17 protein-coding genes and 1 tRNA gene are annotated in these 18,905 nt (G+C 42.5%); 12 read left to right on the top strand and 6 right to left on the bottom strand.

The window, feature by feature from the left end; all coding sequences use genetic code 11:
• On the top strand, positions 1 to 747 hold the full coding sequence (locus tag T538_RS0104310) for an ABC transporter ATP-binding protein (RefSeq protein WP_031532354.1): 747 nt from the start codon (positions 1 to 3) through the stop codon (positions 745 to 747).
• A gap of 49 nt (positions 748 to 796) precedes the next feature.
• Here T538_RS0104310 and T538_RS0104305 read toward each other — a convergent pair whose 3' ends face one another.
• Positions 797 to 1,567 (bottom strand): hypothetical protein, encoded by a 771-nt coding sequence (locus T538_RS0104305; protein WP_155992985.1) that lies wholly within the window; start codon positions 1,565 to 1,567, stop codon positions 797 to 799.
• Between the two features lie 150 nt (positions 1,568 to 1,717).
• Here T538_RS0104305 and T538_RS0104300 point away from each other — a divergent pair, with 150 nt between their 5' ends.
• Positions 1,718 to 2,134 carry a hypothetical protein gene (locus T538_RS0104300; protein WP_031532352.1) on the top strand — a complete coding sequence of 139 codons (417 nt, stop codon included), beginning with the start codon at positions 1,718 to 1,720 and terminating at the stop codon, positions 2,132 to 2,134.
• Positions 2,135 to 2,196: 62 nt separating this feature from the next.
• Here T538_RS0104300 and T538_RS0104295 read toward each other — a convergent pair whose 3' ends face one another.
• Entirely contained in the window at positions 2,197 to 2,559 is a 363-nt protein-coding gene (locus T538_RS0104295; RefSeq protein WP_139185165.1) for a hypothetical protein, read from the bottom strand.
• A 38-nt stretch (positions 2,560 to 2,597) separates the two neighbouring features.
• Positions 2,598 to 3,665 (bottom strand): pectinesterase family protein, encoded by a 1,068-nt coding sequence (locus tag T538_RS0104290; RefSeq protein ID WP_081834860.1) that lies wholly within the window; start codon positions 3,663 to 3,665, stop codon positions 2,598 to 2,600.
• A gap of 140 nt (positions 3,666 to 3,805) precedes the next feature.
• On the opposite strand from T538_RS0104290, the gene T538_RS0104285 reads away from it, so the two are divergent.
• Positions 3,806 to 4,138: a translation initiation factor gene (locus T538_RS0104285; protein ID WP_031532349.1), complete on the top strand. Its 333-nt coding sequence runs from the start codon at positions 3,806 to 3,808 to the stop codon at positions 4,136 to 4,138.
• Positions 4,139 to 5,507: 1,369 nt separating this feature from the next.
• Here the strand turns inward: T538_RS0104285 and T538_RS0104275 are convergent.
• Positions 5,508 to 8,033, bottom strand: coding sequence for an endonuclease MutS2 (locus T538_RS0104275; RefSeq protein WP_031532347.1), 2,526 nt, complete (start codon positions 8,031 to 8,033; stop codon positions 5,508 to 5,510).
• Positions 8,034 to 8,304: 271 nt separating this feature from the next.
• Here T538_RS0104275 and T538_RS0104270 point away from each other — a divergent pair, with 271 nt between their 5' ends.
• The 8 genes from T538_RS0104270 (at position 8,305) to kduI (ending at position 17,178) form a co-directional block, all read left to right on the top strand.
• A complete protein-coding gene (locus tag T538_RS0104270) occupies positions 8,305 to 8,745 on the top strand; it encodes a hypothetical protein (protein WP_031532346.1) in 441 nt (146 codons plus the stop codon).
• Positions 8,746 to 8,998: 253 nt separating this feature from the next.
• Positions 8,999 to 9,505, top strand: a complete 507-nt coding sequence (locus T538_RS0104265) for a hypothetical protein (protein ID WP_031532345.1) — start codon at positions 8,999 to 9,001, stop codon at positions 9,503 to 9,505.
• Between the two features lie 109 nt (positions 9,506 to 9,614).
• On the top strand, positions 9,615 to 10,754 hold the full coding sequence (locus T538_RS0104260) for a helicase associated domain-containing protein (protein ID WP_031532344.1): 1,140 nt from the start codon (positions 9,615 to 9,617) through the stop codon (positions 10,752 to 10,754).
• Positions 10,755 to 10,906: 152 nt separating this feature from the next.
• Positions 10,907 to 12,442 (top strand): acetyl-CoA carboxylase biotin carboxylase subunit, encoded by a 1,536-nt coding sequence (accC, locus tag T538_RS0104255; RefSeq protein ID WP_031532343.1) that lies wholly within the window; start codon positions 10,907 to 10,909, stop codon positions 12,440 to 12,442.
• Between the two features lie 2 nt (positions 12,443 to 12,444).
• Entirely contained in the window at positions 12,445 to 12,957 is a 513-nt protein-coding gene (locus T538_RS0104250; protein ID WP_031532342.1) for an acyl-CoA carboxylase biotin carboxyl carrier protein subunit, read from the top strand.
• 19 nt (positions 12,958 to 12,976) lie between these two features.
• Positions 12,977 to 14,509 carry an acyl-CoA carboxylase subunit beta gene (locus tag T538_RS0104245; RefSeq protein WP_031532341.1) on the top strand — a complete coding sequence of 511 codons (1,533 nt, stop codon included), beginning with the start codon at positions 12,977 to 12,979 and terminating at the stop codon, positions 14,507 to 14,509.
• A gap of 248 nt (positions 14,510 to 14,757) precedes the next feature.
• Positions 14,758 to 16,155, top strand: a complete 1,398-nt coding sequence (locus tag T538_RS0104235; protein ID WP_031532340.1) for a PTS galactitol transporter subunit IIC — start codon at positions 14,758 to 14,760, stop codon at positions 16,153 to 16,155.
• A 24-nt stretch (positions 16,156 to 16,179) separates the two neighbouring features.
• Positions 16,180 to 17,178 carry a 5-dehydro-4-deoxy-D-glucuronate isomerase gene (kduI, locus tag T538_RS0104230; protein ID WP_031532339.1) on the top strand — a complete coding sequence of 333 codons (999 nt, stop codon included), beginning with the start codon at positions 16,180 to 16,182 and terminating at the stop codon, positions 17,176 to 17,178.
• A 165-nt stretch (positions 17,179 to 17,343) separates the two neighbouring features.
• Here the strand turns inward: kduI and T538_RS0104225 are convergent.
• Positions 17,344 to 17,418: transfer RNA gene (locus T538_RS0104225), tRNA-Val, on the bottom strand.
• A 200-nt stretch (positions 17,419 to 17,618) separates the two neighbouring features.
• Between T538_RS0104225 and T538_RS0104220 the strand changes: the two genes are divergently transcribed.
• Positions 17,619 to 18,005, top strand: coding sequence for a hypothetical protein (locus T538_RS0104220; RefSeq protein ID WP_031540832.1), 387 nt, complete (start codon positions 17,619 to 17,621; stop codon positions 18,003 to 18,005).
• Here T538_RS0104220 and T538_RS0104215 read toward each other — a convergent pair.
• Entirely contained in the window at positions 18,002 to 18,865 is an 864-nt protein-coding gene (locus T538_RS0104215; protein ID WP_031532337.1) for an ATPase, read from the bottom strand. The two genes, T538_RS0104220 and T538_RS0104215, sit on opposite strands and share 4 nt — an antisense overlap.
• Positions 18,866 to 18,905: the final 40 nt, after the last annotated feature.

Raw genomic sequence — 18,905 nt, 5'->3', positions numbered from 1 at the left:
ATGAAGATTAGAATAAAAGACATAAAAAAAACATTCGGCGAGAAGATTGCCGTAGACATTCCCGATTTTACCGTGAGCGACGGAGTAATTCTCGGACTTGTGGGCAACAACGGAGCCGGAAAGACGACGCTTTTCAGAATGATTCTCGACCTGATAAAACCTAACGAGGGTGAAATAAGCATCAGCGGAACTATTCCGGCAGATGAGGAAGGCGAAACAACCGATGTGTGCTACATAACCAGCAACACCGAGGAATGGAAAAAGTACACCGGAGCGTATATCGATTCCGGATTTCTTATCGACTACCTCACGCCAGAGGAATATTTTTCGTTCATTGCCAAGATTGAGAACATTGATATCGAGACAATTAACCAACGAGTGGCCTCTTACGAGCACTTCATGAACGGTGAGATTCTTGGGCAAAAGAAACTAATACGTGACATGTCGGCAGGAAACAAGCAGAAAATTGGCATCATCAGTGCGCTTCTGCACACACCGAAGATTGTCATTCTCGACGAACCGTTCAACTTTCTCGACCCAAGCAGTCAGAGCATCTTCAAACGAATGCTGAAGCAGTATCAGCAGGAAAACAACGCCACGGTGCTCGTTTCGAGCCACAACATAAACCACACGGTCGACTTGTGTACAGAGATTGCCCTTCTCGAAAGCGGAAAAATAATCCAGCACATCACTCACGTTGATGAGGAGGCTCAAAAAACATTGAACGAATATTTCAACGTCTACTAAATAAAAAAGAAGTGTCACTCAATTATTCTAGAATGACACTTCTTTATTTTTAGAATATTCTGCCGCAAATTCTGATGCTCAGAACTGGGATTCCGACAATTTTATGCATCACATCGAAGAATTCGTCCGATTCATCAGCCTCTGCAACGTGAGTCATGATATCAGGGTCGGTCTTACTTGTAATTTTTGGCTTGCCATGGAACATCACGCCCAGTTCGCCCATCACGCCAACACGATGCTTCATCGGAACAGTGTTTCCAAAGCCGATGCCGACATATGGTTTTACCGACCACGTTGTAATGGCAGCATCAACCTTTCCGTCCTTCGCCTTGATGCGAGTATCATCCAAATCTATGTACCAGTTTTTTATGTCTTCTCTCTTATAAGTCTTTCCATCAACCTTTATGTCATCAGCATACGCATCAACGGTAACAATATTCGATGCACCGATATAGAAACCGCCTGTTACATGGAACGGCCATTTCTTGTTAGGATAGTAGTCGGCAAGCACCTTGAATGTTGAAAGATTTACTCGTGCATTAGCCTTTACGGTTGCCTCGTAATTATAGTTAGCGTGCTGTCCCTCTTCAACCCAAGCATCAAAGTCGTTATCGAAACTTGGAGTTTTAAGATAATTGAATCCTGCACGTAATCCGACATGGTCAGATACATAAGTTCCGGCATCGATACCAACGCCCGAAAGAATTCCGATATTCAAACCTACCGATAAGTTCTTGAACGGTTCAACCCCATCTCTCTGGGCAAACAGCGTTGTTGTCCCAAACAAAACTGAAAGTAAAAAGATAATTGATTTACGCATGACCTTTAAAGATTAAATGATTTGACTTCAATATTTATATTCGATATTGCAAATGTATTATTTTTAGGCAGAATTTACAAACAAAAGTAAAGTATATTTGCACTATTGGAAAAAAAAACTACCTTTGCAAAATAAAACAAAATAGGAACTATGAAGAAATTACTTATTATACTTGCATTCGTCTGCATATCGCTCGGAATGGAGGCTCAGACTCAGGTGGTTTCTACCGTATATTATGCCAACGAAAGAATTAGTACTCAGGCATCTACGGGCGAGCAGATTGACAAGGAAATGCGAACAGTAGAATTCATCGTCGTAGGACGCTCGCAGGTTATAATGCACACCAGCACATCACTCGAAGCATTCTATCTCGAAGAGGGAAACAAGGAAAACATTGGAAACGCCATTAAATATCAGGCCGTTACATCACGAGGCATCGAAGGAAACGTATTCCTCGAAACAAAGCGACACAACAATATCATCTGCTTCTCGATAAGATTCGAGAACTTCAAGAAAGATGTAATCGACGAATATTTCTGCCCTATCGGTGGCAACCTGCTCGACTAACAATATTAAAAACAATGCTGGAAGATTGGAACTGACCAAATCTCCCAGCACTGTTTTTTTGTTTATTTCGAAAAATCGATAAAACAGAAATCTCCGTTCAGTTTGTACAGTACTAGCGAGTTAAGCTCCTGCCACCACGGATGACTGTCCTCCTGCTTGTTCATCTCTGCCTTGGCATCGAGGAAGCCGAGAATCTTGTGCCACACATTGGGCTGTACGAAAATGGTGATAGTGCGACTGCTCATCTCATCGTAATAGTCGATGGAATAAAGCACGCTTCCCCTTGATGTAGGCGGAACGTACTTATTCATTCGTGCAACCTTCTCAAGCGAGAATCGCTCCTTCATACAATCCTTTATATCGTATTTAACGATAGGAATTGTGTTTTTCTGAGCGTTTGCTCCCAACACCATGAATAAAGCCATAAAAACAAACGCAATTCTTTTCATGTCTCTTAATATTTTTATTTGTTGTTCTTCCACTCAAAATATAGTTTCTTGCAGATTTTATCGGCTCGCCACTTTTTGTAGACGTTTCCGATAGCATATTTCTTTGCATCGGCAGACGGCAGAATTGTCTCTGCCTTTCGTTTCTCGCCCTTCAGTGAGAATTCTACGACATTGCTTGCCGGAACTATACTTTTCCCCTTACCGTCAACCGTTCCGCACTCAACGAAGGTCTGCTCAATCGTTCCCATGCAGTTAGGATTGAATCGCGTGGCAACAAGCAGTTCAGGCTGCTCGATAGTAGTATTGACGTATGCGAGCATCGCCTTTTCCTTCCACGCACGACCGAAATTGAAACGCGTATTGTCCGTTCTCACCACACAGTTGTACATCACAAATCCCCTGTCGGTTTTGTTTGTTCGAGGGGCAGCGATAGTACTCTCGCCTTTTCCATTCAAATTGCGTTTTTCAGAAACAATCGTGCATCTGTTAAAGTACACATCGCCTTCGCCACAAATGAAATCAACATTTCCGTGAATCTCACAATCCTCAAAATAATACTGCGACGTGCTGCAATTTGAATAGTATGTGTCCTGATAAGACAGAAGTCTGACCTTCTTCATTATCGTATGGTTTCCCTTGTCCTGAACCGTTACGGCTCTGCCTGCGAATTTCGATTCGTAAAACTTCATCGCATTCTGAATGGTGAGACTCTGAAGATATGTTCCCGCACCTTTTATCAGAAATGTCGCCGTCTTGCTGATGCCTTCGTTTGCCACATCGGGCGAATTTTTAACTATCACCCCATCCATGCTCTCGCCGATAATCGAGATATTGTTTCCGCTGATGGTCGTCAGCACCTTGTCGCCGAAATCATACACTCCGTTTGGCAGAAATATGTACGAACGTTCACAAAGCGAATCAGCATTTGTCTTGTTCAGTTCATCGATGGCATCAATCAAGCCTTTTGCATCGCCCGACTTCAGCCATATTTTCTTTCCTTCCTTCGCCACCGAATGATGGCATAAAGTCAAGGTCAGAATCAACATAAATGTTTTTTGTAGTGAGTTAAGTAATAGTTTCATATTTTAATGTGTTTACATTTTGGCTGCAATATACATATTTTCTCGCATCCCAACAAGATTTTTTCAGCGTTTGTTAAAGAAATCTGCTATCTTTGCAATACAGATAAACTTTTTTTACAAACATTTTAACATTAAAGATTATGGCAGACTGGAAAGAAAGACTAAACATAGTTTATTCAACCAATCCCGATTTCAACTATGAAACCGAGGAGAATGACGAGCCAGAGACACTTCCAAAGAACCAGCAAAAACTGAGAGTAAGGATTGAAAAGCATGGCAGAGGCGGCAAAACGGTAACAATCGTCGACGGATTCGTAGGAACTCAAGATGACTTGAAGCAACTTGCCAAGACTTTAAAGACAGCTTGCGGAGTTGGCGGTAACGCAAAAGACGATTTAATAATAATTCAAGGCGAACAGAAGGAAAAAATCGTCGAAATCCTAAAAAAGAATGGTTACACAAACTCTAAGTAACAAATAAACTGGTAATTTTTGTTACATCAAAAATGTAACAGATTCGTATTTTTGACGAAAAAACGAATTAATACAGTTTTTCGTCATCATTTACATAAAGTGTTATAAAACAGCACTTTCCGAGCACACAAGAAAGAATACAAAATATTATTTTGTGTTTTTTTTATAGATTTAAGCATTTTTTTACTGGAAAAATTTGGTTTATTCAAAAAATAATGTACCTTTGCAATCGTTATCCAAAACTCAATCTTTTTACCTTTAAAGATTTTACCTATAAAACATAGAAAAGGGGGTCTTCGTGAGAAGCTCCCCTTTTTTGATGCCAGTTTACAAATGCGCATATCAAATGTAACAAATCCGCCTGTTTTCTCCCAACATTTACGACTAAAATTTACGCGAATTCTGGATGAATTATACAATTCTTACTTATGCAATGTATAAATTGAATCGTTTGGAATTCTTTTTCTCTTGAAACTACATTTTGACACACCCTCTTACTTATGCAATGTATCGTTTGTTTTTTACAAGACATCACAGAACTGATTTTCTGTGCATTATGCTCATTATAGACGCTGAAAGCGTCTCCACTTAGTGACCGTAAGTCGGAACGACCTGCGGAATAGATGCTATAAGCAGCAAGCACTCTGAAGGAGTGCCCCATTTATCGCATCGGGCGACCGCTTTCAGGGTAGATGATATTTGTAGCATTTCTGTCCGCAGATGCTGTGGTTACTGAGAGGTGACGCCTTCAGCGTCATTACGAAGTTTTGCTTACATCTATCTTCCTACTGAGGAGAGGAACTTGTATAACAAAGGATTTGGGACTCCCTATCTTCTCCTTCTATCTTCCATCTACCTTCCTTCTATCTTCCCCCTACCTTCCCACGACATTTCCACGACGTTCCTACGACGTTCCTACGACGTTCCTACGACGTTCCTACGACGTTCCTACGACGTTCCTACGACGTTCCTACGACGTTCCTACGACGTTCCTACGACGTTCCTACGACGTTCCTTGCCACTAACATATACTAAACGGACAATTTCTGACGAAATTGTCCGTTTCTAACCCTCGGCAATTATGAAAGCAATTTTGAATTGTGAATTATGAATTGCATTTGCATCATTATACGCATCGGCTTTCTTCCTCGAAGCTACCCTCTTACTATCCCCTTGCTATCCCCTTACTATCCCCTTACTTGCCTCTACCTTGAAAGTAGCTTTTTTGTCTCTTTTCTGCATAATGATTCAATTCACATCTGCATATTATTACAAGCTGCGTTTTTTCCGAACTCGCATAGTTTCTGAACCACAAGATAAAAAAACTCCGCGATACTTCTAAAATTATCGCGGAGCCCGAAAAGGTATATCAATTATCAAGTTCTACAACCGTTATGCCTGCGCCACCAAACTGAACATGCTCATCGTGGAACGACCTCACCCCCGGAACTGTTGCCAGATATTCGCGTATCAGATTACGCAGGATGCCAGTTCCTGTACCATGCAGAATACGAACTCGCGACGAACCAAGCATTATGGCATCATCTATAAAATATGTCACGGCATTCACAGCCTCATCGCCCCTCATGCCTCTAAGGTCGATATCCTGCTTAAAGTTCAGTTTCTTCTCATAAACGCTGTCCTGCGTCTGGAGACTCACGAAGGTCGAGCTCTTAGGCTCGTTATCCTTCGGTTTGTTAGCATGTTCAAGTCGGTCAATTTTCACATTCGTGCGTATTGAACCAAAATTCACAATGGCATTTTTGCCGTTCACTTCAGCAAGTACGCCAACCGTAGTCTGACCTTTTATTCTAACCGTGTCACCCTGCAAGAATGGCTTGTTTTCAACAGCCCTTGCCACCACTTCGCGATGAACTTCATTAGGCTTGGCAACTACGCCGTTCTGCTTATCTTCCTTTCGTTTATTCTTACGGTTCTGACGGTCAATAAGTTGCTGCATTTTACGTGCAATCTTATCTTCTGCCTCCTTATTATTTACGTTCTCCTTGAACTCCTCGAGTTCCTGACGGGCATTGCGTGTTTTTTCCTGTTCAGCCTGAGCCTCCTTAATCGAGCGAATAGTATTTTCTATTCGCGCGTTACTCTCTTTCAGCAAAGATGCCGCCTGTTCTTTCGCCTCCTTTAGAATAGACTTGCGTTCGGCATTTAGTTGTGCTATTTCAGCCTCATATTTTGCTATAGTCTGCTCCAATTGCTTCTCACGCTGATGCACATTCTGTCTTTTGTGCTCCCAATAACGCTTATCGCGCACAATATCCTGAAGATATTTGTCGGCATTTATGTATTCCTGACCAACGATTGCCGATGCATCGGCTATAACATCTTCGGGAATACCGATTTTTCGGGCAATCTCGACGGCAAACGAACTTCCCGGATTACCAATTTCGAGTTGGAACAGAGCCTTCATCTCCTTTCGGTCGTAAAGCATTGCGCCATTTACCACACCCTCGTTATCCTCGGCAAAATGTTTAAGGTTCTGATAGTGAGTAGTTATAACGCCAAAAGCCTTCTTCGCATTGAATCGCCTCAATACCGATTCTGCCATTGCACCGCCAATCATCGGCTCTGTACCCGAGCCGAACTCATCTACCATCACAAGACTCTTGCCGTTGCACTGCTTCATCATCACCTTCATGTTAAGCAGATGGCTCGAATACGTACTGAGGTCATTCTCGATGCTCTGCTCATCGCCCATATCTATGAACAAATGTTGAAATACACCGACCGTAGAATTTGCATCTACTGTTATCGGCAATCCGCACTGAACCATGTATTGCAACAGAGCCACAGTCTTCAGACAGACTGATTTTCCACCGGCATTCGGACCAGATATTATCAAGATTCTGTGCGCCTTGTCGAGCCTTATATCCAACGGAACAACATCACGACCGCTGTTTGCCAGCGACAAAAGCAGCAACGGATGCTTAACCTTTACCCAATCAACCTTCGGCTCTTCGACACATTCGGGAATGACGGCATTCATTGAACGGGCAAAGTAAGCCTTGGCACGAATGAAATCGATATCTGCAAGAAACTCGAAAGATGAGAGAATACCGTCAACATGCTCACGTACAATTTGTGAAAATTGAGTCAGAATGTGAATAATCTCTCGTTTTTCCTCGCCCTCAAGTTCGCGGATGCGGTTGTTTGCCTCCACAACCTCGGCAGGCTCGATAAAAACGGTCTTTCCTGTTGCCGATTCGTCATGAACAATGCCCTTTATGCGTCGTTTCATAGCTGGCGCAACCGGGATAACCAAGCGACCGTCGCGCAAAGTCGGAGCAACGTCCTTGTCTACCAAGCCATCAGCCTGTGCCGAACGGAGAATAGACTGAAGACTTTTCGAAACGCTTCCTGCCGTGCGCGAAAGTTCCTGTCTGATTCGAAGCAATTCTGGCGAAGCCGAATCCTTTACGCGACCGTATTTGTCGAGAATCGAATCAACACGCTTTATCAACTGCGGATATGTCATAACATCGCCAGCAACGCGATGGAGAGCCGGATAAAGATATTCTCCAGCATCCTCTGCATCACCCGACGTACGGTTCACGAAACTAACCACAAGCAGAATAGTCTCAAGCGAACGGCGCAAATCAAAAAGTTCCTGTTCGTCGAGATACGTTCCTGCCAAGCGGACTCTTTTCAAAGAATCTCTGACATCAAAAAAATATTGGTCGGGGAAAGCCTCACCAGCCTCAAGCATCTTTATGAATTCAGCAACAGGCTCAAGCTTTTCTTTTATATTGTTCAGCGAGTCCATGAAAGCCATATCCTCAACCCTACCCTTTCCAAGACTGCTCAGGCAGTAACCCGAGACAAGCTGCCTGATAGTATCAAAACCTATTTTCTGCTCAAAATTTTGCGGATAAATCATCTGTTTTCTTATTTTGACGCAAAAGTAACACGATAAAGCATTCTTCACAATATTTTAGACGAATCTTTATAAAACAGAAATGAAAAATTTACGTTTTTCAGCCTTTCGCTATAAAAAAGAAGACAATTCTGAATGGAAAATGAAAAAAATATTCTATCTTTGCGAATCCAAAAACACGATAGAAACAAAAGAACGAATAGGTATGAAACGAGTATTTTCACTCAGCATTTTATTATTTACAATTACTATAGCAGCTTTCGGACAAAAGCTTATGCCAGAAGACTTTTTCTCATTCGGAAAAGCCAAGGAAGTTGACGTCAATAAAATCATGCGACAGAGCGGTTTCGAATCTACATACAGAGTGCTTCCGCCCTCAACTCCCGATTCGCCAAAGATAACCGACCTTTGTTACAGCATCGCATGCAAATTCGACTCAGAGTTCAACGTACTTCCACCATACGATGCCATTACAGGCTGCGTAAAAGTCTCGTTCATAGGAAAGCACATTGCGCTTGCCATGTACCAGACAACAGACAGAATGTTATTTGGCGAGTATATAAAGATGACCAGAGAACAGCTGTTCCAGAAATTCGACATAACAGACGACGAGACCGGTCGCACTACAGCATATAGGAAAGGTGACATTATGCTTTCTTTCAAGGAAGGCAACGATGGTCTTTACACAATCCAATGCGACTATCCGTTGCGTTGAACCAATTCTGAATACAAAAGAAACGGGCAAAAGCCACAAATTGATTTAAAATCAACAATAAATAGCAGAATCTTAGCAGTGCGATAATTGATTCTCAACCGTTATTTTTCGCGATATTTTGCAAGATAAAAATGCACTTTTTATATTTTTTTAACTTTTCGAGACAAAAAAAAATCGTTTTTTGTTGTAGATTAAAAAATTATACTATCTTTGCAATGTCGATACACGATGAAAAATAAAGAAAGAATCAGGTATGAAACGCATATTTTCACTCATTATATTGCTTACATTTGCTATGATGGCTTTCGGGCAGAAGCTTACTCCAGAGGACTTTTTCGCATTAGGAAAAGCCAAGGAGGTTGAGATCTGCAAGGTCATGAGGCAGAGTGGCTTCCAGACCGATTACAGAACCATCGAGCATCCAGACCCAGAATTTCCGGCAGTAACGAACCTTTGTTTTAGCATAGCATGCAATTTTGATTCAATACACAACGTTATTCCACCATACGAATCAATAACAGGATGCGTCAAGGTTTCTTTCTTCGGAAAGCACCTGTCACTAATACAATATCAGACAACAGACAGAATGCTCTTTGGCGAGTTTATTAAAACAAGTAGGGAACAGTTGTTTCAAAAATACGATGTCAATGACGATGGTACAGGACGTACTACGACATATCAGAAGAACGACATCATGCTTTCTTTCAAAGAAGGCAACGATGGTCTTTACACAGTTCAGTGCGAATATCCGCAACGGTGACGCACGCGTTTTACATTTACCATTTATAAACAGAGCAATATCAATCAACTGTTAATAGCACAACGAGATAAAACGCTACATTTCATTTAGCATTGAACAAAAATTAACAATGGATAATATACAGAGTACACAAGACTTCTGGAAGAAGAATTACGAAAGACTTGCAGAATTTTACAAGCAAAACGGGCGCTGGCCACAAAAAGACAGCACCGGCAAGGAAAAGCAGCTTTACCTATGGAGCGAAAAACAACGCGCCTTCTATCGGGATGCAAAAATAGACATGCTCGATTTTGAGAAAGTACAGTTGCTCAACAACATACAGTTCCAATGGAAAGAAACTGTTTTGGATCCTAAGGTTGCCGCAGAAGAGAAAGCAAAGTCTGTTGCCATGCCTACCGAAGGACGTGAACTACAATGGATGAACAAGTACAATGCAGTAAAACGTTTCAAGGAAGAACATGGTGGTATGCTACCTAAAAGCAATCTACAGGACAAGGATGAAATGAACCTTTACCAGTGGATTTACCGAAACGAAAGAAAAATCGAAAAGGGAGAACTCAACATAAAACTCAAACATCTATTTGAGGAAATCGTTGAATACGTAAAGGAAGAGGAAGAAGAGAAGGATAACGTCCAGAGAACACCAACTTTGGATCAGGAATTGTTCGACCCTTACGACAACGGTACGCGATACGACAACAACGGGTTCTTCAACGATCGTCCATTCTTTAATAACGACAGGCAGTTCAATAATAAAGGACGACAGTTTAACAACGACCGCCAGTACAACAATAATTACCAGCGGAATAACGACCGCCAGTTCGGACAGAACGATACACCGTTCAACAACGACCGCCAATACAACAACTACGACAACAGGCAGAGGAACTACGATCGTCCTTACAACAATAATTACCAGCGGAATAATGACCGCCAGTTTGGACAGAACGACGCGCCATTTGATAATGAGCGTCAGTACAACAACTACGACAACAGAAATTTCCGTCAGAACAACAGAAATTTCCAGCCTCGCAACAACGACAACCGTAACGGATTCTACCAACAATACAACAACGACAACAGAGGCAATCAGCGTCCTAACTATAACAAGAACTTCAGACAGCAAGAAGAAAAGGCTTTCAGACCTTGGGAAAACGGCGAGAACACAGAGCCTGAAACCAACAACAGTCCAAAAGAAAGCACATACAAGCCATTCAACGAAAGCTTGCTTAAACTGCTGAAAGAATAATAAACAGCCACTACAAACGAGGTGTAAAAAGTAAAAAAAATATTCAACGTGTAATAGTTCCAAAAAAAACTATTATATTTGCGCCAAATTTGTAAAAAATACCCGAAAAGCTATTGTTAGCTTGGGCACTTTTATTAAAAACTAAATACAAAATGCAAATTAACAAGAGTCCACGAAAGATCGAAAAAATACTAATCGCAAACCGTGGTGAAATTGCAATGCGTGTAATGCGTTCATGTCGTGAGATGGGCATCAGATCTGTTGCAGTTTATTCTGAAGCTGATAGAACCGCGAAACATGTACTATATGCTGACGAAGCTGTATGCCTTGGTCCTGCAGCATCAAAAGAAAGTTATCTTAACATAGAGAAGATAATCGAAGCCGCCAAGGAACACAATGCGGACGCAATACATCCGGGATACGGTTTCCTTTCTGAAAATTCCGAGTTCGTACGCCGTTGTCAGGCAGAAGGAATAATTTTCATAGGTCCTTCAGCCGAGACTATGGATATGATGGGAGACAAGATTTCGGCACGCAAGTGTATGAAAGCAGCCAACGTTCCGGTTGTTCCGGGAACAGAAAAAGGCTTGCAGAGTGCAGAAGAGGCTATTAAGGTAGCAAAAGAGATTGGCTTCCCTGTAATGATGAAGGCATCAATGGGAGGCGGTGGTAAAGGTATCCGCTTGATTCGCTCTGAAGAAGAGGTTGTTGAAGCATACACAAGCGCTAAATCAGAGTCACTTTCTTCATTCGGCGACGATACCGTTTACATCGAAAAATTCGTAGAAGAACCACACCATATTGAATTCCAGATTCTTGGCGATTCGTATGGAAACGTTATACATCTTTGCGAGCGCGAATGTTCTGTTCAGCGCCGCAACCAGAAGATTGTTGAAGAGTCACCTTCTCCATTCATGCTTCCTGAACTACAGAAGCAGATGGGCGAAGCCGCAGTTGCAGCAGCCAAGGCTGTACACTACGAAGGTGCCGGCACAATCGAGTTCTTGGTTGACAAGAACCACAATTTCTATTTCCTCGAAATGAATACCCGTCTTCAGGTTGAACATCCTATCACCGAAGAGGTTTTGGGTATTGACCTTGTAAAAGAGCAGATTAACGTAGCATCAGGCATTCCATTGCGCTTAAAGCAGGAAGACATCAAGCAGAGAGGTCATGCCATCGAGTGCCGTATCTGTGCCGAGGATACAGACCTGAACTTCATGCCTGCTCCGGGCGTAATCAAACAACTTGTTGAGCCGAACAGTATCGGCGTTCGTTGGGATAGTTATGTTTATGAGGGCTACGAAATCCCTGTTCACTACGACCCAATGATTGGTAAACTCATTGTATGGGCTGTAACACGCGAGTACGCCATCGAGCGTATGCGCCGCGTTCTGTATGAGTTTAAGATTACAGGTATAAAGAATAACATAAAATACCTGCGCAATATCATGTCTACTCCTGATTTCGTAGAAGGACACTACGATACCGGCTTCATTGCAAAGCACGGCGAGGAACTGACAAAGAAAGATCCAGAAAACGGTACAAAGCAGAACATTGCGATAGTTGCAGCATACATCGACTATCTGATGAATCTTGAGGAGAACAAGACTGTTGTTTCGGCTGATGCCACTGCTACAAGCCGTTGGAGAGAATTTGGTTTGCACAAAGGCGTTTTAAGAATATAATTATGGAAATAAAGATAGGTGACAGAATTGCTGACGTTGAACTAATCAGCAAGCAGGGCAATAACGTGCGCATAAAGATTGATGGCACAGAGTATGACCTTGACATTGCGTTCGTTGAAAGAGGCGGATGTTCTATCTTGTATGATGGAAAGTCTTTTAACGCAGAGTTTATCCGCTCAGAAAGCGGAAAGAAATACAAAGTCAATGCAAACTTCTCTTCTTACGATGTTGAGATTATCGACTCAACAGCCAAGTATCTACGCTTGAAGAAGGGCGAGGATGACCGTCAGGACAGTAAGATAATCTCTCCTATGCCGGGAAAGATTGTAAGCGTGCATGCCAAGGCTGGCGACAAGGTGAAGGCTGGCGACACCATCGTAGTTATCGAGGCAATGAAAATGCAGAGCAACTACAAGGTGAACCAAGACTGCACAATCAAGGAGATTCTTGTGAAGGAGGGCGATACCGTTGCCTCCGACCAAGTATTGGTGCTGCTTGACTTAGATAATAAATGATAATTCAAATTCCTTTTTTATGGAAATAGAAGATAAATATAAAGTTTTTGAAGAGAAAAACAAGACTGCAGAACTTGGCGGCGGACTTGACCGCATTGAGAAGCAGCACGCAGCAGGCAAGATGACTGCCCGCGAACGTATTGATATGCTGCTCGACAAGGGTACGTTTGTCGAGATGGACAAGTTTGCCGTTCACAGATGCACAAACTTCGGAATGGACAAATCGCACATTCCGGGCGATGGCGTTATCTCAGGATACGGTAAGATTGACGGCAAGCAGGTTTTTGTCTACGCATTCGACTTCACAGTATATGGCGGTACTCTAAGTGCCGTAAATGCTCAGAAAATTGTAAAGATTCAGGAACTGGCACTCAGAAACGGTGCTCCTATCATCGGTCTTAACGACTCAGGCGGCGCTCGTATTCAGGAAGGTGTTGAAAGTCTTACAGGCTTTGCCTCAATCTTCTACAACAACACAATTTCTTCTGGCGTAATCCCACAGATTTCAGCAATCATGGGACCTTGCGCCGGCGGTGCCTGCTATTCTCCAGCACTTACCGACTTCATTTTTATGGTTAAGGACAACAGCCACATGTTTATCACAGGTCCGGATGTTGTAAAGACCGTAACTCACGAAGACGTTAGCAAGGAGGAACTTGGCGGTGCTTACACTCACAGCAGCAAGAGCGGCGTTGCACACTTCCTTAGCAACACAGAGGAGGAGCAGCTTATGGCAATCCGCGAGCTTCTGAGTTTCTTGCCATCAAACAACATGGACGAGATTGCTACCGTTCCAACAAACGACGATATTGCAAGAGTTGAGGAATCGCTGAATACAGTTATCCCTGCTGACCCTAACATGCCTTACGACATGAAGGATATCATCGAACCTGTGCTTGATGACCACTATTTCTTCGAGGTTCAGGGCAACTTTGCAAAGAACGCAATCATCGGTTTCGGTCGTATGGCTGGCAGAACTGTCGGCATCGTTGCTAATCAGCCAGCATTCTACGCAGGCGTTCTCGACATTGACGCATCAGACAAGATTGCACGCTTCGTAAGATTCTGCGACTGCTTCAACATTCCATTGGTAACATTCGAGGATGTTCCGGGATTCCTTCCGGGAACAACTCAGGAGCACAACGGTATCATCCGCCACGGCGCAAAGGTTGTCTACGCTTATGCAGAGGCAACAGTTCCAAAGGTAACAGTAATTACCCGAAAGGCTTACGGCGGCGCATACATCGTTATGTCTTGCAAACAGATTGGTTCTGACGTGAACTTTGCATACCCAACAGCCGAGGTTGCCGTTATGGGCGCAGAGGGTGCAGTAAACCTTCTTTACCGCAAGGCTTCGGACGAGGAGAAGAAGAAGCACATCGAAGAGTACAAGGAGAACTTCGCAAATCCATACAGAGTTGCAGAACTCGGCTACATTGATGAGATTATTATGCCTCAGGATACAAGAAAAAAGATTATTCAGGCACTCGAGATGGCTCGCAACAAGATGAAGACGCTTCCTCCAAAGAAGCACGGAAACATTCCTTTGTAACAAACAGACTTATGTTATATAAAAGCGCTGCAAGATTCATTTTCTTGTGGCGCTTGCTTTTGGGATTTATGCAAAAAATAGACAATATCCACCACCAAAAACAAAAGGAAACGAGCAATAAAGAATATTTAACATTTGGCTGACTCAAATATTTCGTGTGCGATAACTATATTATGAGAAAAAATTGCTAACTTAGCACCCAAATTTATTAACTAATTATATTTTAATCAAAAAAGAAAAACCTTTTTATGGAACAATTTTTCTCTTACATTATCGGCCTTGGGGCTGCCGTGATGATGCCTATAATCTTCACAATTCTTGGAGTTTGTATTGGCATCAAATTTTCTAAGGCTCTAAAAAGCGGTCTTTATGTCGGAGTAGGTTTCGTAGGCTTGGGTGTTATCACAGGCTTGCTGACAAGTAGTCTTGGACCTGCACTAAACGATGTTGTCAGAATTTACGGTCTTGAGTTGAAGGTATTCGACATGGGATGGCCAGCTGCCGCTTCTGTTGCATACAACACAACTGTTGGAGCGTTCATAATCCCTGTTTGTCTAGGCGTTAACCTTTTGCTTTTGCTGAGTGGCTGCACCCGAACAGTAAACATAGACCTTTGGAACTACTGGCATTTTGCCTTCATTGGCGCTGTTACTTACTTCCTTGCCGACAGTCTTGGATGGAGTTACCCTGTAGTATGGGGATTCTTCGCTGCAATTATCTGCTATATCATAACCCTTGTTATGGCAGACCTCACAGCAAAGAAATTCCAGAAGTTCTACCCAAATATGGAAGGCATCAGCATTCCACAGCCATTCTGTCAGGGATTCACTCCATTTGCCATCGTAATAGGCAAAGTTCTCGATAAGATTCCGGGATTCGACAAACTTAATATCGATGCAGAAGGAATGAAGAAGAAGTTCGGTTTGTTTGGAGAACCACTTTTCTTGGGCGTAATCATCGGCATTGCCATCGGCTGCTTGGCTTGCGAAGACAGCAAGCAATTAGTTGACAAAATTCCAGCAACACTCGGTCTTGGCATAAAGATGGGAGCCGTGATGGAACTTATTCCAAGAATCACAAGCCTCTTTATCGAAGGATTGAAGCCTATCTCTGAAGCAACACGCGAACTTATAGCAAAGAAGTTTGGCGACAAAAAAGAGTTCTACATCGGAATGTCACCTGCTCTTGTTATCGGTCACCCAACAACACTTATCGTGAGCCTTCTGCTTATACCAGTTACATTGGTTCTTGCAGTTGTTCTTCCTGGCAACCAGTTCCTACCATTGGCATCACTTGCCGGTATGTTCTATGTTTTTGTAATGGTTCTGCCATACACTAACGGAAATGTGGTAAAGAGTTTCATCGTCGGTTTGGTTGTTATTGCCGTTGGATTGCTGTTTGTTACATGGATGGCAGATAACTTCACTTCAGCAGCACAGATGGTTTCGGCTGCACACCCTGACGATCAGGCTGTGAAAGTGCCAGAAGGATTCAAGGCTGGTTCTCTCGACTTTGCCTCATCTCCTATCGCCTTCTTGATATACAGTTGTATGAAGTACCTCAACTATATCGGCGCAGGTATACTGACAGTTATCACAATCATTCTGCTTGCTTGGAACAGAAAGCAGATTAACAAAGCAAATTAAATCAAACTAATCAATAACACTGAAATGAAGAAAATATTATTCGCTGCAGCACTCGCAGTTGCAGCACTCAATGCAAACGCTACAGAGCCTGACCGCTACGTTGGTGCTCAGCATGTAAAATTCCAGACTGCTTGTCATCCAGAGGATGTAAAGCACTACGACACAAAGATGCTTCGTGAGCGTTTTGTTATGGAGAAGGTTATGGAGGCTGACTCAATCCTCCTGACTTATTCACACTACGACCGCTTTATCTTTGGTGGTGCAATGCCAGTAAAGAAGACTCTGAAGCTGGAGAATTTCTGGGAACTTGGTCTTGATGTTGACAAGAACATCAAGGAGAAATACTTCCTTTACAACCGCGAGCTTGGCGTTGTAAATTGCGGCGAGGGCGTTGGTTTCGTAATTGTTGACGGTAAGGAATATGCACTTTCTCCAAAAGAAGCACTTTACATCGGTCGCGGTCACATTGGCAAGGACAAGGATGTAAACAAGGTTGTTGAATTCCGCTCTAAGGACGCCAACAAACCAGCAAAGTTCTATCTGAACTCTGCTACTGCTCATCAGCACTATAAGACACAGTGGATTACACTCGACGGTCGCAAGGGCTCGCTTAAAGCAGCCGTTTGGGGTCCAGTTGGCACTACTGAAGAAGCAAACAACCGTACCGTTTACAAACTAATCGTAAACGACGTGCTCGAAGAAGGCCCATGCCAGTTGCAGCTCGGCTTGACACAGCTTAACCCGGGTGCAGTATGGAACACAATGCCTCCTCACACTCATGGTCGCCGTATCGAGGCTTACTATTACTTCAACCTTCCAGAGAAGCAGACCATATCACACGTTATGGGCGAACCACAGGAAAGCCGCAACGTATGGTTACACAACGAGCAGGCAATCATGAGCCCTGAGTGGTCAATGCACGCTGCTGCCGGTACATACTACTACACTTTCATTTGGGGTATGGCTGGTGAGAATCTATACTACAACGACAAGGACGAGATTCCAGTTATCGACATCAAATAAAAAGACGATAATATCTAATTAAGGAAAGGATAGGGTTTTGATACTCTATCCTTTTTCTGTATTACACAAAATGTTCGTTTTTTAATTTCAGAAATTCAAATCGAGAAACACACTAGGAAATTCAATAAAAAAAAAGAGACTTCAAAAAAAATGAAGTCTCCTAAGTGGGCGTTGACGGATTCGAACCGCCGACCCTCTGCTTGTAAGGCAGATGCTCTAAACCAGCTGAGCTAAACGCCCTTTATTCGAAAAGCGATGCAAAGATAAAAACAATATTTTATATTTCCAAATCTTAGCAGGACTTTTTTTAACCGATTTTAACAAAATTTTCAACATTGTTAAAAAACATAAAAAATCCGCGATTTTTTTTTCAATTTATATTTGATATTTCAAATTAGTAATCTATATTTGCAATATATAACACCAGAAATATTACGAAGATGAAGAGATTATTATTGACATTATTTTGCATCACACTTTTCACAGCCTTTTGTGAAGCACAAAATGTCGTTTTCAAATACAGAAACACAGCAAAAATCATAAAAGGCACAAACGAGGAAATGAAAGCCAACAATACGCTTGAGTTTTTAACATTTACTCCTGACTATACAACTTGTTGGTTCTCGGATGCAAGTGGCAACAACAATTACGGAGATGTACAGTTTGCATATCAGAAAGAGGAAGAAGGTCGTTATGTTTTCCACTATGAAAACCCCGACAACCCTGATTCTTCGTGGGACTTGACAATCACAAAGGACTATGCGAACATGCGCTCTATTAGTTCTAACGCTGCAAACATAAAAGTTTACGAAAGACTTATAGATTAGTCATTTAAAGTGTGGAAACGCAAAAGTCCCTCGATTGGACTGCGAAGGATTGTTCCGACATGATAACCTTCGCGCGATGCAACTTGCTTCAGTTCGTCTTGATAAAAGTATGCCACACTACCAACAAAGTTTACAGGAAGTTCTTTCTTTCTATATAGACTTACATTTCTTTTAAAGAATGCAGTGAATGCTTCGTCGAGCATCTGATGGATTTCAGGTTCTCGACGATGTTTGTATATGAACGGACAGAAACTTGCCAAGAATCTGTTTGGCATCGGCTCACGATACACTTTGTTTATAATATCTGCTACCGTGAGGTTATACTCTCCCAAAAATTCACGGCATAATGCGTCTGCAAACTGCTTTTTTAGGCAATTGCCTATGAAAATCTTGCCAAGCACAGCACCACTACCCTCGTCGCCAAGAATAAAGCCGAGGGGCGACACGTTCTCGGCAATCTCACAGCCATCATAAAGGCATGAGTTTGAACCTGTTCCAAGAATACAGGCGATACCCTTCTCGGCACCACACAAAGCACGAGCAGCACCAAGCAAATCGCTTCCGACAAAGATTGATGCGTTAGAAAAAACAGTTTTCAAAGCCGATTCAACCAACGGAATCTTCTCTGCCGTGCAACCAGCACCATAGAAATAGACTTCGAGCGGAGCCTCATCAGCCTCGACCTTCTCGAAGAAAGATGTTCCAAGAAGTTTCAGCAAGTCGTCCTGAATTATATGCACCATCGAGTCGAAAGTCTGCATATAAGGATTCATGCCGGCAGTCTGCACCTGACGTGCCTGCTCAACGCCTGTTATGTACCAATCGGTTTTTGTAGATCCGCTATCGGCTATTAAAATCATAAAAAATCTGTTTTATTCTGCAAAATTAACGATAAAGAAG

It is taken from the genome of Bacteroides sp. Ga6A2 (genome assembly GCF_000702225.1).
Lineage (GTDB): Bacteria > Bacteroidota > Bacteroidia > Bacteroidales > Bacteroidaceae > Ga6A1.
Note: the sequence above shows the minus strand (reverse complement) of the source record. Positions and strands in the feature narration are given on the sequence as shown.

Excerpts from the sequence above, each read along its gene's own strand:
- T538_RS0104310 (WP_031532354.1), top strand. The coding sequence starts at position 1 with ATGAAGATTAGAATAAAAGACATAAAAAAAACATTCGGCGAGAAGATT.
- T538_RS0104305 (WP_155992985.1), bottom strand. The coding sequence starts at position 1,567 with ATGCGTAAATCAATTATCTTTTTACTTTCAGTTTTGTTTGGGACAACA.
- T538_RS0104300 (WP_031532352.1), top strand. The coding sequence starts at position 1,718 with ATGAAGAAATTACTTATTATACTTGCATTCGTCTGCATATCGCTCGGA.
- T538_RS0104295 (WP_139185165.1), bottom strand. The coding sequence starts at position 2,559 with ATGGCTTTATTCATGGTGTTGGGAGCAAACGCTCAGAAAAACACAATT.
- T538_RS0104290 (WP_081834860.1), bottom strand. The coding sequence starts at position 3,665 with ATGAAACTATTACTTAACTCACTACAAAAAACATTTATGTTGATTCTG.
- T538_RS0104285 (WP_031532349.1), top strand. The coding sequence starts at position 3,806 with ATGGCAGACTGGAAAGAAAGACTAAACATAGTTTATTCAACCAATCCC.
- T538_RS0104275 (WP_031532347.1), bottom strand. The coding sequence starts at position 8,033 with ATGATTTATCCGCAAAATTTTGAGCAGAAAATAGGTTTTGATACTATC.
- T538_RS0104270 (WP_031532346.1), top strand. The coding sequence starts at position 8,305 with ATGCCAGAAGACTTTTTCTCATTCGGAAAAGCCAAGGAAGTTGACGTC.
- T538_RS0104265 (WP_031532345.1), top strand. The coding sequence starts at position 8,999 with ATGAAACGCATATTTTCACTCATTATATTGCTTACATTTGCTATGATG.
- T538_RS0104260 (WP_031532344.1), top strand. The coding sequence starts at position 9,615 with ATGGATAATATACAGAGTACACAAGACTTCTGGAAGAAGAATTACGAA.
- accC (WP_031532343.1), top strand. The coding sequence starts at position 10,907 with ATGCAAATTAACAAGAGTCCACGAAAGATCGAAAAAATACTAATCGCA.
- T538_RS0104250 (WP_031532342.1), top strand. The coding sequence starts at position 12,445 with ATGGAAATAAAGATAGGTGACAGAATTGCTGACGTTGAACTAATCAGC.
- T538_RS0104245 (WP_031532341.1), top strand. The coding sequence starts at position 12,977 with ATGGAAATAGAAGATAAATATAAAGTTTTTGAAGAGAAAAACAAGACT.
- T538_RS0104235 (WP_031532340.1), top strand. The coding sequence starts at position 14,758 with ATGGAACAATTTTTCTCTTACATTATCGGCCTTGGGGCTGCCGTGATG.
- kduI (WP_031532339.1), top strand. The coding sequence starts at position 16,180 with ATGAAGAAAATATTATTCGCTGCAGCACTCGCAGTTGCAGCACTCAAT.
- T538_RS0104220 (WP_031540832.1), top strand. The coding sequence starts at position 17,619 with ATGAAGAGATTATTATTGACATTATTTTGCATCACACTTTTCACAGCC.
- T538_RS0104215 (WP_031532337.1), bottom strand. The coding sequence starts at position 18,865 with ATGATTTTAATAGCCGATAGCGGATCTACAAAAACCGATTGGTACATA.